This window comes from Pseudomonas sp. GD03858 (assembly GCF_029840925.1).
In the GTDB taxonomy this organism is placed as follows: domain Bacteria; phylum Pseudomonadota; class Gammaproteobacteria; order Pseudomonadales; family Pseudomonadaceae; genus Aquipseudomonas.
On the sequence record NZ_JAOCDM010000005.1, the window covers coordinates 61149 to 78208 of the forward strand.

General features: G+C 63.3%; 15 protein-coding genes and 2 tRNA genes. 9 read left to right on the forward strand and 8 right to left on the reverse strand.

Translation table 11 applies throughout. The features are described from left to right. Positions 1–11: 11 nt before the first annotated feature. The 4 genes from N5D48_RS02835 to N5D48_RS02850 all read right to left on the reverse strand — a co-directional run bounded on the left by N5D48_RS02835 (position 12) and on the right by N5D48_RS02850 (position 4593). Entirely contained in the window at positions 12–1304 is a 1293-nt protein-coding gene (locus N5D48_RS02835; RefSeq protein WP_279880814.1) for an AcvB/VirJ family lysyl-phosphatidylglycerol hydrolase, read from the reverse strand. Then, positions 1304–3946, reverse strand: a complete 2643-nt coding sequence (gene mprF, locus N5D48_RS02840; RefSeq protein ID WP_279880816.1) for a bifunctional lysylphosphatidylglycerol flippase/synthetase MprF — start codon at positions 3944–3946, stop codon at positions 1304–1306. Before mprF ends, N5D48_RS02835 begins: the two co-directional genes overlap by 1 nt. Before the next feature lie 359 nt (positions 3947–4305). After that, positions 4306–4382 (reverse strand) — tRNA-Met (locus tag N5D48_RS02845). 134 nt (positions 4383–4516) lie between these two features. Beyond that, positions 4517–4593: transfer RNA gene (locus N5D48_RS02850), tRNA-Met, on the reverse strand. A 211-nt stretch (positions 4594–4804) separates the two neighbouring features. Between N5D48_RS02850 and dinB the strand changes: the two genes are divergently transcribed. After that, on the forward strand, positions 4805–5863 hold the full coding sequence (gene dinB / locus N5D48_RS02855) for a DNA polymerase IV (protein WP_279880875.1): 1059 nt from the start codon (positions 4805–4807) through the stop codon (positions 5861–5863). 31 nt (positions 5864–5894) lie between these two features. Here dinB and N5D48_RS02860 read toward each other — a convergent pair whose 3' ends face one another. The 3 genes from N5D48_RS02860 to N5D48_RS02870 all read right to left on the reverse strand — a co-directional run bounded on the left by N5D48_RS02860 (position 5895) and on the right by N5D48_RS02870 (position 10026). After that, positions 5895–6848 carry a hypothetical protein gene (locus N5D48_RS02860; protein WP_279880818.1) on the reverse strand — a complete coding sequence of 318 codons (954 nt, stop codon included), beginning with the start codon at positions 6846–6848 and terminating at the stop codon, positions 5895–5897. A gap of 21 nt (positions 6849–6869) precedes the next feature. Beyond that, positions 6870–8585, reverse strand: a complete 1716-nt coding sequence (locus tag N5D48_RS02865; protein ID WP_279880820.1) for a proline--tRNA ligase — start codon at positions 8583–8585, stop codon at positions 6870–6872. A 157-nt stretch (positions 8586–8742) separates the two neighbouring features. Continuing rightward, positions 8743–10026 (reverse strand): OprD family porin, encoded by a 1284-nt coding sequence (locus N5D48_RS02870; protein ID WP_279880821.1) that lies wholly within the window; start codon positions 10024–10026, stop codon positions 8743–8745. Between the two features lie 772 nt (positions 10027–10798). Here N5D48_RS02870 and N5D48_RS02875 point away from each other — a divergent pair. Next, positions 10799–11218 (forward strand): HIT domain-containing protein, encoded by a 420-nt coding sequence (locus N5D48_RS02875; RefSeq protein WP_279880823.1) that lies wholly within the window; start codon positions 10799–10801, stop codon positions 11216–11218. Between the two features lie 14 nt (positions 11219–11232). Beyond that, positions 11233–11433, forward strand: coding sequence for a SlyX family protein (locus N5D48_RS02880; protein WP_279880877.1), 201 nt, complete (start codon positions 11233–11235; stop codon positions 11431–11433). A 20-nt stretch (positions 11434–11453) separates the two neighbouring features. Here N5D48_RS02880 and N5D48_RS02885 read toward each other — a convergent pair whose 3' ends face one another. Then, positions 11454–12047, reverse strand: a complete 594-nt coding sequence (locus tag N5D48_RS02885) for a cold shock domain-containing protein (protein ID WP_279880825.1) — start codon at positions 12045–12047, stop codon at positions 11454–11456. Positions 12048–12326: 279 nt separating this feature from the next. Between N5D48_RS02885 and N5D48_RS02890 the strand changes: the two genes are divergently transcribed. The 6 genes from N5D48_RS02890 to ruvC all read left to right on the forward strand — a co-directional run bounded on the left by N5D48_RS02890 (position 12327) and on the right by ruvC (position 17022). Further along, positions 12327–12797, forward strand: a complete 471-nt coding sequence (locus N5D48_RS02890) for a DNA starvation/stationary phase protection protein (protein ID WP_279880827.1) — start codon at positions 12327–12329, stop codon at positions 12795–12797. 182 nt (positions 12798–12979) lie between these two features. Further along, on the forward strand, positions 12980–13303 hold the full coding sequence (locus tag N5D48_RS02895) for a ribbon-helix-helix domain-containing protein (RefSeq protein ID WP_279880880.1): 324 nt from the start codon (positions 12980–12982) through the stop codon (positions 13301–13303). 93 nt (positions 13304–13396) lie between these two features. Next, the gene (locus N5D48_RS02900) at positions 13397–13618 is read left to right on the forward strand and encodes a zinc ribbon domain-containing protein (RefSeq protein WP_279880829.1); all 222 of its coding nucleotides are present in this window, start codon (positions 13397–13399) and stop codon (positions 13616–13618) included. Between the two features lie 92 nt (positions 13619–13710). Next, positions 13711–15486, forward strand: coding sequence for an aspartate--tRNA ligase (aspS, locus tag N5D48_RS02905; RefSeq protein ID WP_279880832.1), 1776 nt, complete (start codon positions 13711–13713; stop codon positions 15484–15486). A 110-nt stretch (positions 15487–15596) separates the two neighbouring features. After that, positions 15597–16349 (forward strand): YebC/PmpR family DNA-binding transcriptional regulator, encoded by a 753-nt coding sequence (locus N5D48_RS02910; RefSeq protein ID WP_279880834.1) that lies wholly within the window; start codon positions 15597–15599, stop codon positions 16347–16349. Between the two features lie 148 nt (positions 16350–16497). After that, on the forward strand, positions 16498–17022 hold the full coding sequence (gene ruvC, locus N5D48_RS02915; RefSeq protein WP_279880836.1) for a crossover junction endodeoxyribonuclease RuvC: 525 nt from the start codon (positions 16498–16500) through the stop codon (positions 17020–17022). The last annotated feature ends 38 nt before the right edge of the window (positions 17023–17060 follow it).

Below are 17060 nucleotides of genomic sequence, written 5' to 3' on the forward strand. Positions count from 1 at the left end.
ATCGGTTTACATCATTTCTCAGCGACGTTGGCCTTTCCCTGGCGGGTCTCGATCTCGCCGATCAGGCGCTTGGCCAGGGCCGGGTAGTTTTCGTCGAAGTGATGACCGCCGGGCAGCTTCATGCGCTCGCCCACAGCCGTCTTGTCGGTGCAGCCGCTTTCGTCGGTCTCTTCCACACCGTAGATGCACACCACCTTCGCCGCCGGCAGCCTGGCCATTTCCGGACCGGTCGGCGCCTCCTGGCCTTCCTTGCCCAGCCAGCCCTCCACCTCGATCTCGAAGCTGCCGCTGCGGGCGAAGGCCAGCAGGATCACCGCATCGATACGTTTCTGGTCTTCGGCGGGCAGGCGGTTGTAGATGGCGGGCAGCACGTCGGCGCCGAACGAGTAGCCGGTCAGCACGAAGCGCTTGGTGCCCCATTTCTGACGATAGTGCTGCATCAGCTCGGACAGGTCGGCGGCGCTCTGTTCCGGGGTCTTGTGCTGCCAGTAGTAGCGCAGGGTATCGATGCCGACCACAGGGTAGCCGAGCTTGGCCATTTCGCCGGCGACATCGCGGTCCAGGTCACGCCAGCCGCCATCGCCGGACAGGAACAGGGTCACGGTGTCTGTGGTCTGGCCGGCCGGCACCTCCACCACGGGAATGGACAGGGCGTTGCCGTCCTGGCCTACCAGGGCCTGGGTCAGCTGGGCCTTGAGCACCTGGGGCAGATGGATATCGTAGTCGGCGATGCTGGTCTCGGCGTTGGCCTGGTCGCGCACGAAGGCGGCGCTGGCGTCATCCGGGTTGTCGTTCCAGGCGACGTTCCAGTGGCCATGGGCGGCGGCCTTGGGCAAGGCGGCCTGGCAGCCCGGCTGTTCGAGGGCAAAATCCACGGAGATGGCGCGGGCCTTGTCGTCGTTCTGGGTGGCGAGCCAGCGCCAGGCCTGGCTGGCGCCTGGGCCGATGCCGGCGACCAGGGTCGGTTTGTCCGCCAGCTGTGTGAAGGCCTGGTCCAGCGCCGCCTGCTGCTTGGCGCAATCGGCGGGCGGCAGGATGACCTGCACCAACTGGGCCTCGCCGGCCTGGCTCAGGTCGAGCAGCTGCTTGTCGGACAAGGCCTGGTCCTGCGGCACACCAATGGCCACCCGGGCCTTGGCATGCACGCCGGGCGTGGCGCGGGTCAGGCTGCTGCCATCGCTCAGGGTCAGATGCTCCAGGCGGGCTTCGGGGGCCGGGCGGGTCCACAGCCAGAAGGCGCTGCCACCGGCCAGCGCGGCCAGCAACAGGGGAATCATTACGTACAGCCAATAGCGTCGGATCATCAACGTTTCACCAATCCAGTCAGGCCGCCGGCGATCAGGGCGGCAGTGTCAGCCAGTGCCACCAGCGGGTCGAGCCCGGCCGGCACGGCCATGTAGCGAGGTTCCCAGCCCGGTTGGAACTTGTCCTTGAAGCGCCGCAGGCCCTGGAAGTTGTAGAGCTGCTCGCCACGCTGGAACACCATCGAGCCCAGGCGTTGGGTCAAGGGCGCACCACGGCGCGGTTGCAGGCCGGAAAGGGGCACCATGCCCAGGCTGAAGCGGCCATAGTCGTGGCTCTTATAGTGAAGGATCAGGCCGATCATCATGAATTCCATGGTCAGCTTCGGCGCCTCGGGGTGGGCGCGCATCAGGTCGAGGCTGGCCAGTTCGTTGCTGTGGGTCTCCAGCAGGTTGGCAAACGCCACCGGTCGACCCTGGAAACGAATCAGCGCGATACGAAAGTGCTGCAGGTACTCGGGGCTGAAGCGGCCGAGGGAGAAGCCTTTTTCGCGCACGTTCTTGCCGGTGAGCCAGGCGTCGGAAATTTCCTTGAGCTCGGCCAGGGGCGCGTGACCGGGCTCGTGGATTTCCAGGGCCAGACCGTCGCGGCCGCCTCGGTTCCAGGTGTAGCGCAGGTCCTTCATCTCCTTGCCCTTGGCCTCGATGTCGAACTGACGCAGGTCGACCCGGGCCTCTTCGCCCAGCTTGATCGCGGTCAGGCCGATGTCCATGTAGAACGGCAGGTTCTCCGCGCGCACCTGGTAGAACACCGGGCGGGCATGATGCAGGTCGCACAGGTCGCGGAACTGCCAGATCATCTCGGCACGTTCCTGGGCCGGGCCGATCGGATCGTACAGTGCCACCAGGCTGCGACCGCGACGGGCGTACATCAGGAAGGCGTTGTTGTTGGGGTGGAACAGCAGCGCCTTGTCACCGGTCAGGGCCAGGCCGCCGTCGGGCTGGTCCGAGGCCAGCAGGATCTGGTTGGCGCGCTGCAGTTCTTCTTCGTTGGGCAGGTGGATCACCGGGCGGGCGGTGCGCAGCAGCCAGGTCAGGGCAACCACCACCAGCAGCACGGCGCTGCCCAGCGCTGCGCGCAGGCCGCGCGGGGCGTCGGCGTCCAGGGTGAATTGCCACCACAGCTTGTGGGTGTAGGGAACGTCCTGGTAGGCGAACAGCAGCAGCCATACCGAGGCACCGACCACGCAGGCGCTAGCCGCCAGGTACACCGGCGAGAAGGGCAGCTCGAGCAGTCGGCTGGGGCGGTAGAACGAACGACGGAACAAGGCGAGCAGGGCGGCGGTGAAGCACATCAGCGTCGCTTCTTCCCAGTCGAAGCCCTTGAGCAGCGACAGCACGGCGCCCACCAGCAGCAACACGGTGGTCAGCAGCCAGGCAGCCGACAGGCGTCGACGCAGGCCCTGTGCAAGCAGCAGGCACAGCACGCCGATCAGGCTGGCGCCGAAGTGCGAGGCATCGATCAGCCGGTGGGGAATCAGAAAGCCCATGTGCTCCAGACGGCCGTCAATCTCGGGGGTGGCGCCTGAGAACAGCAGCACCACGCCAGACAGGAACACCAGGATCGCCAGTACCGGCGCCGCCAGGCCGGAGGCCGCGCGGATGGCCTGCTGGGCGACCAGCAGCCGGCGTGCCTCGTTGGCCAGCAGCAGCACGCAGGCCACCAGCAGAGGCAGCACCACGTAGATCAGGCGGTACAGCAGCAGCGCGGCGGCCAGTGGCGCCGCCCCCAGCTGGTTGGCGAACGCGGCCAGCAAGATGGCTTCGAACACGCCTACGCCGCCCGGTACGTGGCTGAGCACACCAGCCGCCAGGGCCAGCAGATAGACGAGCACGAAGGCGCCGAAGGGCGGGGCTTCAGGCAACAGCAGGTAGAGCACGGTGGCGGCCGCGGCCACATCCAGCGCGGTGATCAGCAGTTGCAGTGCGCTCAGGCGGGCGCCCGGCAGGCGCAGGGTACGACGACCGAACTGCACGAACAGGTTGTCGGCCAGCGGTTGTTCCGGCAGGCGCCGGCGGTAGAGACCAAGCACCAGGGCCGCTGCCGCGACCAATACCGCCACCGCGATCGTGCCCAGCAGTGGGGCGGGCAGGCGCAGCGCGGCTGCGGCCGCCGGCAGATCGCTCAGCGTGGCGATTGCTGCCAATGGGGGCAGCGCGCATCCCAGCGAAAGGCTGGCGAACACGGTCATTCGCGCCACCTCCACGGCCCCGAGCCCCTGGCGGGCATATAGGCGATAGCGTACCGAGCCGCCCGACAGCATCGACAGGCCGATGGCATTGCCGATGGCGAACGCGCTGAAACCGCCCAGCACCAGGGTGCGTGGCGGGAGCTTAACCGCGGCGTAGCGACTGGCCGACCATTCGTAGCCGAGCAGGATCACGAAGCCGACCACGGTGGCCAGCAGCGCGCCGAGCAATGCTTGGGTCGGCACGCTGAGCATGGCATCGTGCAGTGCGTAGATGTCCAGCTCGCTCAACAGGTGCCGGCAGGCGATCAGGCCCATGGCGAACAGCAGCAGGGTCAGGGCCAGGCCAAGTGGTTGGCGGTATTTGCTCAGGCGTTCCAGCCAGGGCAGGCGTTGTGCCGCCGCGGGCAAGGCCGTGGTCAGCGGTGCCTGGGTTTCGGGAGTGGGGGCGGTCATGGGGTGCCTCGTGCGATCAGCGCGAGGCAGGAGCGGGCTACGGCCAAGTGGAAATCCCTTTGGAAAAACGTGTCCAGATATTACTCCGGGCCGGGTGGTTTATCTGTTTCAGGATAGTTAAAGATAGTTCATCCAGCTCGGGTGGCAGCGGTTCGAAGCCCCGATGAACTGTGGGAGCTGAACAAGGCAGTTGTTCCCGCAGGCGTTGTGGCAGCTTGAGAAAGCTGTATGCGATTACCAGCGAAGCGGGCGGCAGGTATTGTTGGTGATCAGGCGCAACGGAGGGGGATAAAACGCGGAGGCGGAATGCAACAAGCCCCGCGTTATCTTTCGATAAGCGGGGCCTGTCCTGACGAATATGGTTGCGGGAGCCGGATTTGAACCGACGACCTTCGGGTTATGAGCCCGACGAGCTACCAGGCTGCTCCATCCCGCGTCAGTGGTGCGCATTCTACGGATATGCGCTTGGGTGTCAAGCGTTAATCTTTGATTTCTCGCGTTTTTTTTTCATGAAGCAAATTTTAGACAATAAAAAAGGCCACTGTCGAAACAGTGGCCTCTTCTTGAATCTGGTTGCGGGAGCCGGATTTGAACCGACGACCTTCGGGTTATGAGCCCGACGAGCTACCAGGCTGCTCCATCCCGCGCCTGTGAGATCGAATTCTACGGAATTACTTCCGGGTGTCAAGCAATAATTCAAAAAAATCCTTTTTTGTTCAAACCCTTAGCGGCTGTAATCGTGTCGCGGCTCAGGTACGACGGGGGTTGCAGGGCGATTATCGTGCCCGGGGTGTCCCGTTGTCGGGGGCATGGAGTAGTATCTGTATGAATTTACAGTACTGGCTGTCGTCCATGTCCCTGCGCAAGATTATCCATATCGACTGTGACTGTTTTTACGCTGCCATCGAGATGCGTGACGATCCACGTCTGGTCGGGCGCCCTATGGCGGTCGGAGGACAGCCGGGCAAGCGTGGGGTGATCGCCACCTGCAACTACGAGGCCCGCGCCTATGGTGTGCGCTCGGCCATGGCGTCGGGCCATGCGCTGAAACTGTGCCCGGACCTGGAGATCGTCAAGCCGCGCTTTGAGGCCTACCGCGAGGCATCTCGAGAGATTCACGGGATCTTCCGTGACTACACCGAGCTGATCGAGCCGCTGTCGCTGGACGAGGCCTACCTGGATGTCACCGACAGCCAGTGGTTTTCCGGTAGCGCCACGCGTATTGCCGAGGACATTCGCCGCCGGGTTGCCCAGCAGTTGCATATCACCGTTTCCGCGGGGGTGGCGCCGAACAAGTTCCTGGCCAAGATCGCCAGCGACTGGCGCAAGCCCAATGGCCTTTTCGTCATCACCCCGGACCAGGTGGAGGCGTTCGTCGCGGCGTTGCCAGTGGCACGCCTGCATGGGGTGGGCAAGGTCACGGCGGACAAGCTCTCGCGGCTGGGGATCGATACCTGCCTGTCATTGCGCGAGTGGTCGCGGCTGGCGCTGGTGCGCGAGTTCGGCAGTTTCGGCGAGCGGCTGTGGGGGCTGGCGCGGGGGATAGATGAGCGGGCGGTGCAAAGCGACAGTCGACGGCAGTCGGTCAGCGTCGAGAACACCTACGACCATGACCTGCCTGACCTGGACAGTTGCCTGGAAAAACTGCCGGAGCTGTTGGCCAGCCTGAACGAGCGGATTACGCGGATGGACAGCAGCTATCGGCCCGACAAGCCCTTCGTAAAGGTCAAGTTCCATGATTTCAGCCAGACCACCCTGGAGCAGGCGGGGGCGGGTAGGGATCTGGAAAGTTATCGGCAGTTGCTCAGCCAGGCGTTTGCCCGGGGTGGCAAGCCGGTGCGGTTGCTGGGCGTTGGGGTAAGGCTGCGCGATCTGCGCGGGGCGCATGAGCAGTTGGAGTTGTTCGAAGACAAATAGAAGAGGGGCTGCAAAGCAGCCCCTTTTCGATTTACTGCACGCCCGGATCGGCTACCAGGCGCCCGGTGGCCTTGGTCAGGGTTTGCAGGAACTCCTGCTGCAGCTCCGGATCGTTGCGGGTCAGCTCGATCAGGCTCTGCTCCAGCTCACTGGCTTCTTCTTCCAGGCCCAGTTCCGACAGGCGCTTGACCCGGTGCACCCACTGGCCGACATCATCATCCTCGAGGTCGTCGAAGATCAGCTCGTGGGCCTCGAGCAGCTTGCCGCGCAGGTTGCCGCTGACCAGCAGGCTGGCATCGCCACGCACCTGGTTGTCCTCGTCGACCACCTGCAGGTGCAGGGTGCCGATATGATTGAGGTTCTGCTCGGAGAACGGGCTGTCGAGCAGGTTCAGCCGCAGCACACCGTTCTTGTCGGTGGTCAGCTCGTGGGTCATCTTGCCGGCCTTGACCTCGACCAGGCGCTCGTTCCACGGCAGGCTGATGGACTCCTCGCGCTTGCCTTTCTCGACCTCGTCGATGCCGGCCAGGTTCTGCTGCGCGCGGCCATTGGACTGCACGTTCATGAACGGGTTGACGCCGGCCAGGCCATAGCTGAGCCAGTCGTGGGTCATGCTGTCCGGCAGGTTGCCCAGCGCGAACACATTGACCACGTTGGCGCCGACACCGGCAACCACGGCCACCGTGCCCAGGGGGATCTCGTAGATTTCCCGCCAGGGTTGGTACGGGGTGTAGCGGTCGTAGCGGCGCGTCACTTCGAACTCGGTGACTTCGAAGCGCTTGAGTTCATGAATGCGCACGCGCCGTTGCGGAAGCTCCATCACCTTGGGCTCGCCGACATCGATCTGCAGACTGTGCTCGAGCAGCTTGCGCTCGACGCGCTCCTCATGGTCGCTACGCTGGGACATCTGGTTGGCGCAGCCGCTGAGCAGCAGGGCGCCGCACAGTGCGGCGCCCCCCAGGGTGTAGGTACTTCGCTTGGACATGATCACTCGCGTAACGGGTTATCAGCGGCGGATGCGGGCCTGCAGGAAGGTCAGCACGTCCTCGAGCGGCAGTGCCTGGGCCTCCGATTCGGTGCGGTGCTTGTATTCCAGGTTGCCTTCGGCCAGGCCGCGGTCGCTGACGACGATGCGGTGCGGAATGCCGATCAGCTCCATGTCGGCGAACTTGATGCCGGGGCTGGTCTTCTTGTCGCGGTCGTCCAGCAGTACTTCGTAGCCTGCGGCGGTCAGTTCGGCGTACAGCTTGTCGGTCGCTTCGCGAACCACGTCGGTTTCGTAGCGCAGTGGCACCAGGGCGATCTGGAACGGCGCCAGGGCGTCGTTCCAGATGATGCCCTTGTCGTCATGGTTCTGCTCGATGGCGGCGGCGACCACGCGGGACACGCCGATGCCGTAGCAGCCCATCGACAGTACGACAGGCTTGCCGTTCTCGCCCAGTACCTGGCACTTGAGCGCCTCGCTGTACTTGGTGCCGAGCTGGAAGATATGCCCAACCTCGATGCCGCGCTTGATCACCAGGGTGCCCTGGCCGTCCGGGCTCGGATCGCCTTCGACCACGTTGCGCAGGTCGGCGACTTGTGGAACCGGCAGGTCGCGCTCCCAGTTCACGCCGAAATAGTGCTTGTCGTCGATGTTGGCGCCGATGCCGAAGTCGCTCATCAGGGTGACCGAGCGGTCGATGACGCATTCCAGCGGCAGGTTCAGCGGGCCGAGGGAGCCTGCACCGGCACCGATGGCGGCGCGCAGTTCGGCGTCGGAAGCCATCACCAGCGGGTCGGCGACCTGCTCCAGCTTGGCGGCCTTGATTTCGTTGAGCTCGTGGTCGCCACGGATGACCAGGGCGACCAGCTTGCCTTCCTCGGCACCGTGGACGATCAGGGTCTTGACGGTCTTCTCGATCGCCAGGCCGAAGTTCTCCACCAGGTCGGCGATGGTCTTGGCGTTTGGCGTGTCGACCAGGCGCAATTCTTCGGTAGGAGCCGGGCGCACGGTTTCACGCGGGATGGCTTCGGCTTTCTCGATGTTGGCGGCGTAGTCGGAGGTATCGCTGAAGATCACGTCGTCCTCGCCGGAAGAGGCGAGCACATGGAATTCGTGCGAGTAACTGCCACCGATGGAGCCGGTATCGGCCTGCACCGGGCGGAAGTCCAGGCCCAGGCGGGTGAAGATATTGGAGTATGCCAGGTGCATGCGGTCGTAGGTTTCCTGCAGGGAAGCCTGGTCGGCATGGAAGGAGTAGGCGTCCTTCATGATGAACTCGCGGCCACGCATCAGGCCGAAGCGCGGACGGATCTCGTCACGGAACTTGGTCTGGATCTGGTACATGTTCAGCGGCAGCTGCTTGTAGCTCGACAGCTCGTTGCGGGCCAGGTCGGTGATCACTTCCTCGTGGGTCGGGCCGACGCAGAAATCGCGCTGGTGGCGATCCTTCAGGCGCAGCAGCTCAGGGCCGTACTGCTCCCAGCGACCGGATTCCTGCCACAGTTCGGCGGGCTGGATGCTCGGCATCAATACTTCGAGCGCCCCGGCGGCGTTCATTTCCTCGCGGACCACCGCCTCGACCTTGCGCATCACCCGCAGGCCCATCGGCAGCCAGGTGTACAGGCCGGAGGCCAGTTTGCGGATCATGCCGGCGCGCAGCATGAGCTGGTGGCTGATGACCACTGCATCGGCCGGGGTTTCTTTCTGGGTGGCGAGCAAGTATTGACTGGTGCGCATGGTGAGCCGTGTCGATTGCCTGAAAGTGAAATGACCCCGCATTGTACGGGGGCGAGACGAAAGCGTACAGAATGCAGCACGCGGGCGATTCTGTCAGCCAAGAAAAAGCCCGGCGTGTGCCGGGCTCGTTCATTTGCGTGGCAAGGCCGGCGCAGTCTTACAGGATACTCAGCGGGTACTCGACGATCAGGCGCAGTTCGTCCAGCGACGGCGAGCCGTAGACGTTGTCCGAGGATCGGTAGGTCGCCTGGCGCACGCGCAGGCTCAGGTCCTTGGCCGGGCCTTCCTGGAGCACGTACTTGATGTCGATATCGCGTTCCCATTCCTTGCCGTTGTTGGTCACGTCGGTGTTGGCACCGGTACCGTGGGCATAGCGGGTCATGAAGGTCAGGCCCGGGATGCCATATTCGGCGAAGTTCAGGTCGTAGCGAGCCTGCCAGGATTTCTCGTCTTCGGCGTTGAAGTCGGAGCGGGCGATGGAGTTGGCGAGGAACACGGTACCGCCACCATCGACGCCGTAGCCGTACTGGCCGTCGCCGGTCACGCGCTGGAAGGCCAGGGTGAAGGTGTGGGCGCCAATGTTGTAGGCACCGGACAGGCTGAACGCGCGGTTGTCGAGCTTGGTGGTGTCGTCCTTGTCGGCGCGCACCAGGCCACGGCCATCGCTCTTGGTGTCATAGATGTTGAAGTCGAACACCAAGCCTTGCTTGTCCGAGATCGGCACCGCCCAGTTGACGTTGGCGTAGTATTTGCGCCAGTAGTCTTCGACCTTGGAGTAGTAAAGGCTGGTGGACAGGCTGTCGGTGAAGGCGTAAGTGCCACCGAACACGTCGGCTTCCTTCAGGCGGAAGCTGTCGCGATTGGTCTCTTCCTGGGCTGTGAGGCTGGTGAAGCGACCGGCGTGAACGGTCAGGCCTTTGATCTCGTTGCTGGTCAGCAAGGCGCCCTGGGCAATTTCCGGCAGCAGACGGCTATCGTCGGTGGCGAACACTGGCAGTGCGGTGAACTGGTCCCCGACTTTCAGCACGGTATCGGAGATGCGGAACTTGGCGGCGGCGCCACCCTTGGAGTAGTCATCCTGGGAGCGACCGTCCGAACCGGTGGGGAACAGGCCGGTGCCGGCGCGGCCCTTGCCGCTGTCGAGTTTCAGGCCGAGCATGCCGATGGCGTCGACGCCGACGCCCACGGTGCCCTGGGTGAAGCCGGATTCGTAGGTGCCGAGGAAGCCCAGGCCGGTTTCCTCGCGACGGCTCTGGCGGTTGCCTTCCTCGTCGCGATCGTTGTTGCGGAAGTCACGGCTGAAATACAGCATCCGGGTCTTGACGTTGAGCTTGCTGTCTTCGATGAAACCCTTGGATTCATCCTGCGAAGAGGCAATGGCCATCTGCGAAGTCCCTGCCGCGACGGCCAGGGCGATCATGCTCCACTTCATCACGCGCATCGTGATTTGCTCCTTTGGTTTTTAGGAAGAGTACCGCTGCACCCGGATGTTTTAGTTATAGGGGCAGCTCTTTCTTGTTATGTCGGCGAAAATGTATATCACGCAGACTATTCTTGGCGATATGGGCGGAAACGACCTTTCGGTAACTTTACGGCCATGTCGCTGTTGGTTATTTCCATGTCGCAAATCACGCCCGTTTATATAGGGCGCACAACACCAGCGCTGTCTCGAAACCGTCATGAATGTATAAATACAAAGTACGGCTTGTGAAACTCCCTGGTTAACCGATGCCGCTGTTGTTATTTGTCGCGCTCACCTTGCAATGCAGGGGGCGTGCCGACTTGGCGTATGGAGAATGCAACAAGCGTGCTCAAAATCGCGAACGCTTGATGAAATTTTCACATTTCACCGACCTCGATGGAGAAAACCTCCGTAAACACGGGGTGTCTCCCGCTTTCTGGTGAGTGACGCGGTGACGGCACTGACGCCAGGTCAAGCTGCCTTCCAAGTCAAGGTGTTACCGGCAACTGTTGATCCTGGCTGTTTTATGTGACGCAAGTGTGGTGGCGGTGTTGGCGGCGGCATCATTATGGTGCGAAAAGTAGCGGAGTGTTACCGAAGCGGGGCGACAGGCCCGTCGCTCATGTGCTTCAACTGTCGTCCGGCGCCTGTTTTGCTGTTTGATGCGTGTGGCGCTGGAGGAAGCGGGGTATCCTGCACATCCGTGTTTCCGCCCGCGTGGGCGGGCTGTTTGCTGTCAAGGAGGTTTGCCGTGTTCACCCTCGATTCGCGCCTGCAACAGGATTCCCTGGTGCTTGGCGATCTGCCGCTGTGCCGTCTGCTGCTGAGCAAGGACGCCAACTATCCCTGGTTCATTCTGGTGCCGCGCCGTGCTGACGTCAGCGAACTGTTCGAGCTCGACGAGGTGGACCAGCGCCAGCTGTGGGAGGAGACGACGGCGTTGGCCGAAGCTCTGAAAGATGCCTTCGCCGCCGACAAGATGAACGTCGCGACCCTGGGCAACGTGGTCAGCCAACTGCACATGCATGTGATCGTGCGCCGCCATGGCGATGCGGCCTGGCCTGCACCTGTTTGGGGCAAGGTGCCGGCTATCGGCTATACGCAAGAGCAGGTGGACGGTGTCCGCCAGCGGATGCGTGCATTGCTTGGCGATAGCTTCAAGGAGGTCTGAACGTGTCGCAGGAAATGGAGTCGCGTATCACCGAGCTGGAAACCCGTCAGGCTTTCCAGGATGACACTATCCAGGCGCTCAACGATGTGGTGGTCGAGCAGCATCGAGTTATCGAACGGCTGCAGTTGCAGATGGCCGAGCTGATCAAGCGTCACGAAGAGATGGTCGGCCAATACGCTGGCGGGGGGGAGGAGCCACCGCCGCCTCATTATTGAGCGCGGCGGAGGCGGGGTGGTCAGCGGCGCGAAACCGCCACCACGTCTTCGGCCTGCAGGCCTTTGTCGCGGTGCATTACCGAGAACTCCACGCGTTGCCCCTCGACCAGGACGCGATGGCCCTCGCCGCGGATGGCGCGAAAGTGAACGAAGATATCGTCACCGGAGTCGCGGGAGATGAAGCCGAAGCCCTTGGACGTGTTGAACCACTTCACCGTGCCGGTATCGCGCTTGCCGCCATCCTGCGGGGCGCCCTGGCTGCTCCGGGCCTTTCGCGTGCCGCGGGCGAAGCCGGCGACCAGGTGCAGGGCGCAGGCCAGCGTGGCGCAGGCCAGTGCTGGCAGGTTGCCCAGCTCCGGACGGGCCAGCAGGGCGAGGGTTTGCAGGATCACGGCCACCACCAGCAGGATGCTGCTGGCGCGTTGCAGTTGCTGGCGCATGCCCTTGTAGTAATGCGGCAGGACAGGGGCCAGCACCAGGTTCAGCAGGCCGAGCAGCGCCAGGTAGACCGCTTCTGGTTGTTGGAGGAAAGGTGTTGCGTCAGTTTTCAGGCTGGGTATGAGCGATAGCAGCAAAGCCGCCACGCCCGTCACCAGATGGACGATCTTGAACATTAGGTTTGGCTCACGTTGATAAGGCCGATCACAGGATGAGCTGGTCGCACGGTGCGCATGAGGTGTAAGCGCGAAAACGTGACGGGCCAGCCTATGCACCCGGCACTGACAATCCGCACGGGTGGCACGCTGCCTATTTAACAGCAAAGGCGGGGGCTTCTCAAACGGCACGCTCCAGATGGTCGCGGCGATGGCCTCGTGTCATGGGCGCCGCGCAGCGACTCTTGTTACAGTTGTCCTGCCCGCTTGGTTATCAAGCCTTATGGAAAGGGGAACTTCATGGCAATCGATATCGGTATCAGTGAAGAAGATCGCAAGTCCATCGCCGATGGGCTGTCCCGACTGTTGTCGGATACCTATGTGCTGTATCTGAAGACCCATAGCTTTCATTGGAACGTCAAGGGTCCGTCGTTTCGAACCCTGCACCTGATGTTCGAGGAGCAATACAACGAACTGGCCCTGGCGGTCGACTCCATTGCCGAGCGCATTCGCGCACTGGGTTTTCCAGCGCCGGGGGCCTATTCCTTCTATGCCCGCCACTCTTCGATCAAGGAAGAGGAGGGGGTGCCGCCTGCCGATGAAATGATCCGCCAGTTGGTCGAGGGCCAGCAGGCGGTGGTGCGTACGGCACGCAGCATCTTCCCGGTGGTGGACAAGGTCAGTGATGAGCCGACGGCCGACTTGCTCACCCAGCGCATGCAGGTGCATGAGAAAACCGCCTGGATGCTGCGCGTCCTGCTCGAAGAGTGATGATTGCCGCCTGATCGTCGTGCAGGCTGCCAGGCCGGGCCCGAGACAGGGTCCGGTCGTTTTGCGGGGAAGGTCTTGCCGCTGCCAGGCAAAACCGTTTCGCGGCTTCATTGGCGTCATTGATTCCACTCGCAGTAGCGAGTGGAGGGAGTTCGTGACGATGGAGCGAAGCGATGACGCATATGGTGCAGGGTATCAATGGCGGTGCGCGGCAGGGGGCGGGCAGGCCCCGCCTGGACCCCTTCAGGCATGATTTCGACATGAATCAGGCCGGGCCTGTCTCGCGTTCCGTGCGGCTCAACGGCTTCGCTACCTGCCTGCGCCTGGAAGCGGTGTACTGGCGGATCCTGGAGCGTATCGCCGAGGCCAATCACTGCTCGGTGAGCGCCGTGCTGTCCTACGTGGATCGTGAGGTGCACTTGCGCCATGGTGGTGTGAGGAATTTCAGCGGGCTTGTCCGGGTCATCTGCGTGAACTGGCTGCAGGACATGCCGGAGGCGCATTGACCGCCCAGCGGGCTGCGCTGCTCTGCTTAACCATATATAATCCCGCTCTTTGCTGCCCTGGGCAGCGTGCGATGTGGTTGACGAGAAACACCCATGCCCCTTTACGACTATCAATGTGCATCCTGCGATCACCGGATGGAGGTGTTGCAGAAGATCAGCGCCGCGCCGCTGAGCGATTGCCCGGTGTGCCAGGCGCCTTCATTGAAGAAGCTGCTGTCGGTCCCCGGCTTTCGCCTGAGCGGCAACGGCTGGTACGAGACCGACTTCAAGACCGGGGCGAAAAAGAATCTGGCAGGCGGCGACAAGGCCGACTGAGTTGAATTGCACCGACCAGGTCTTGCAGTATTAGCCCCTTGGGCGGCCAAGACCTCCACCGAATACACGAATCACGAGAAGAAACCACGATCATGATGCGCAGCCACTATTGCGGCCAACTGAACGAGTCCCTGGACGGCCAGGAAGTCACCCTTTGCGGCTGGGTCCATCGTCGTCGCGACCACGGCGGGGTGATCTTCCTCGACATCCGTGACCGTGAAGGCATGGCCCAGGTCGTGTTCGACCCGGATCGCGCCGAGACCTTCGCCGCCGCCGACCGCGTGCGCAGCGAATACGTCGTGCAGATCACCGGCAAGGTGCGCAAGCGCCCTGACGGCGCGGTGAACGCCAACATGGCGTCCGGCGCCATCGAGATCCTCGGCTACCAGCTGAACGTGCTCAACGAAGCGGAAACCCCGCCGTTCCCGCTGAACGAATACTCCGACGTCGGCGAGGAAACCCGCCTGCGCTACCGCTTCATCGACCTGCGTCGCCCAGAGATGGCCGACAAGCTGCGCCTGCGGTCGCGCATCACCAGCAGCATCCGTCGCTTCCTCGACGAGAACGGCTTCCTCGACGTCGAAACGCCGATCCTGACCCGCGCCACGCCGGAAGGCGCACGTGACTACCTGGTCCCGAGCCGTACCCACGCCGGCAGCTTCTTCGCCCTGCCGCAGTCGCCGCAGCTGTTCAAGCAACTGCTGATGGTCGCCGGCTTCGACCGCTACTACCAGATCGCCAAGTGCTTCCGCGACGAAGACCTGCGCGCCGACCGCCAGCCGGAATTCACCCAGATCGACATCGAGACCAGCTTCCTCGACGAGTCCGAGATCATGGGCCTGACCGAAAGCATGATCCGCAAGCTGTTCAAGGAAGTGCTGGACCTGGAGTTCGGTGAGTTCCCGCACATGACCTTCGAAGAAGCCATGCGCCGCTACGGTTCCGACAAGCCGGACCTGCGTATCCCGCTGGAACTGGTCGACGTCGCCGATCAGCTGAAGGATGTCGACTTCAAGGTCTTCGCCGGCCCGGCCAACGATCCGAAGTGCCGCGTCACCGCCCTGCGCCTGCCGGGCGGCGCCAGCATGCCGCGCAGCAAGATCGACGAGTACACCAAGTTCGTCGGCATCTACGGTGCCAAGGGCCTGGCCTACATCAAGGTCAACGAGCGCGCCAAGGGTGTCGAGGGTCTGCAGTCGCCGATCGTCAAGAACATCCCCGAGGCCAACCTCAACAACATCCTCGACCGCGTAGGCGCAGTCGATGGCGACATCGTGTTCTTCGGTGCCGACAAGTTCAAGATCGTTAGCGAGGCCCTGGGCGCGCTGCGTATCCGCCTGGGTCACGACTTCGAGCTGCTGACCTGCCAGTGGGCGCCGATGTGGGTCGTCGACTTCCCGATGTTCGAAGAGAACGAAGACGGCAGCTTCACCGCGCTGCACCACCCGTTCACCGCGCCGAAGTGCACCCCCGAAGAGCTGGAGGCCAACCCGGCCACCGCGCTGTCGCGTGCCTACGACATGGTCCTGAACGGCACCGAGCTGGGTGGCGGTTCGATCCGTATCCACCGCAAAGAGATGCAGCAAGCGGTCTTCCGCCTGCTGGGCATCGAAGCGGCGGAACAGGAAGAGAAATTCGGCTTCCTGCTCGACGCCCTGAAGTTCGGCGCACCGCCTCACGGTGGCCTGGCCTTCGGCCTGGACCGCCTGGTCATGCTGATGACCGGCGCCCAGTCGATTCGTGAAGTGATCGCCTTCCCGAAAACCCAGAGCGCCGCGTGCGTCATGACCCAGGCCCCGGGCATGGTCGACGCCAAGGCCCTGCGTGAGCTGCACATCCGCCTGCGCGAGCAGACCAAGGTCGAGTGATCGACCGGGGCGCCCCGGTAACGGGGTGCCCCCGCGCTTGAGGCGCAGGATTCTTCACGTTCCGCCCTTCGGGGCGGAACCTGTTTCTGTTTCAAGGATTCGGAGTCGTTATGGCTGGTCATTCCAAGTGGGCGAACATCAAGCACCGCAAAGAGCGCCAGGATGCCAAGAGAGGCAAGGTCTTCACCAAGTGGATCCGCGAACTGACCGTCGCGGCCAAGCAGGGCGGCCCTGACCCTGCTTCCAACCCGCGCCTGCGCCTGGCGCTGGACAAGGCCCTGGGTGCCAACATGAGTCGCGACATCATCGATCGCGCCGTGGCCCGTGGTGCCGGCACCAACGAAAGCGACAACGTCGAAGAGCTGAGCTACGAGGGCTACGGCCCCGGTGGCGTGGCGATCATGGTCGAGGCCATGACCGACAACCGCAACCGTACCGCCGCCGCCGTGCGCCATGCCTTCACCAAGTGCGGCGGCAACCTCGGCACCGACGGCTCGGTGGCCTACCTGTTCGAGCGCAAGGGGCAGATCAGCTTCGCCGCTGAACTGAAGGTCGACGAGGATGCGCTGATGGAAGCCGCGATGGAGGCCGACGCCGACGATGTGGTGGCCAACGACGACGGCTCCTTCGAGGTGTTCACCTCGTTCAACAGCTTCTACGCCGTGCGCAATGCGCTCCAAGAGGCCGGCTTCAAGGCCACGGACGCCGAGATCGTGATGCAGCCGACCACCAGCGCCGAACTGGACAAGGACGGCGCGGAGAAGGTGCTCAAGCTGATCGACATGCTCGAGGACCTGGACGACGTGCAGAACGTCTACTCCAATGCGCAGATCTCGGATGAGATCATGGAAACGCTGGGCTGATAAGCTTTCGGCTACCCGTGCGCCTGTACTGGTGCAATCGCGGGGCAAGCCCGCTCCCACGAGGCCGGCAAATGCTGGGGTGGGAGCGGGCTTGCCCCGCGATTGCGTCCAGCAAAACCTTACGCATTCACGACTGACTACACACGCTATGACCCTGATTCTTGGTATCGACCCCGGCTCGCGCATCACCGGCTTCGGCGTGGTCCGGCAGACCGCCCGTGGCTGCGAGTACGTGGCCTCGGGCTGCATCCGCACCGGCGGCGGCGAGCTGCACGAGCGTCTGCAGATCGTCTTTCGCGGGGTGAGCGAGATCATTCGCCAGCACGAGCCGGTGACCATGGGCATCGAGCGCGTGTTCATGGCGCGCAATGCCGATTCGGCGCTCAAGCTGGGGCAGGCCCGGGGCGCGGCGATCGTCGCCGCCGCCGAAGCGGGGCTGGAGATCGCCGAATACAGTGCCAGCCAGGTCAAGCAGGCCGTAGCCGGTACCGGTGGCGCCAACAAGGAGCAGGTGATGCTGATGGTGATGCATCTGCTCAAGTTGACCCAGAAACCGCAAGTCGATGCCTCGGATGCCCTGGCCATCGCCCTGTGCCATGCCCATACCCGCTCCAGCCTCGTACCCCATGGGCTGGCGACGGCCCGGCGCCGCGGCGGGCGCTTGCGTCTGTAAGCGCTTCATGCGCTGATACATATTTTGTCCAGGTGGCG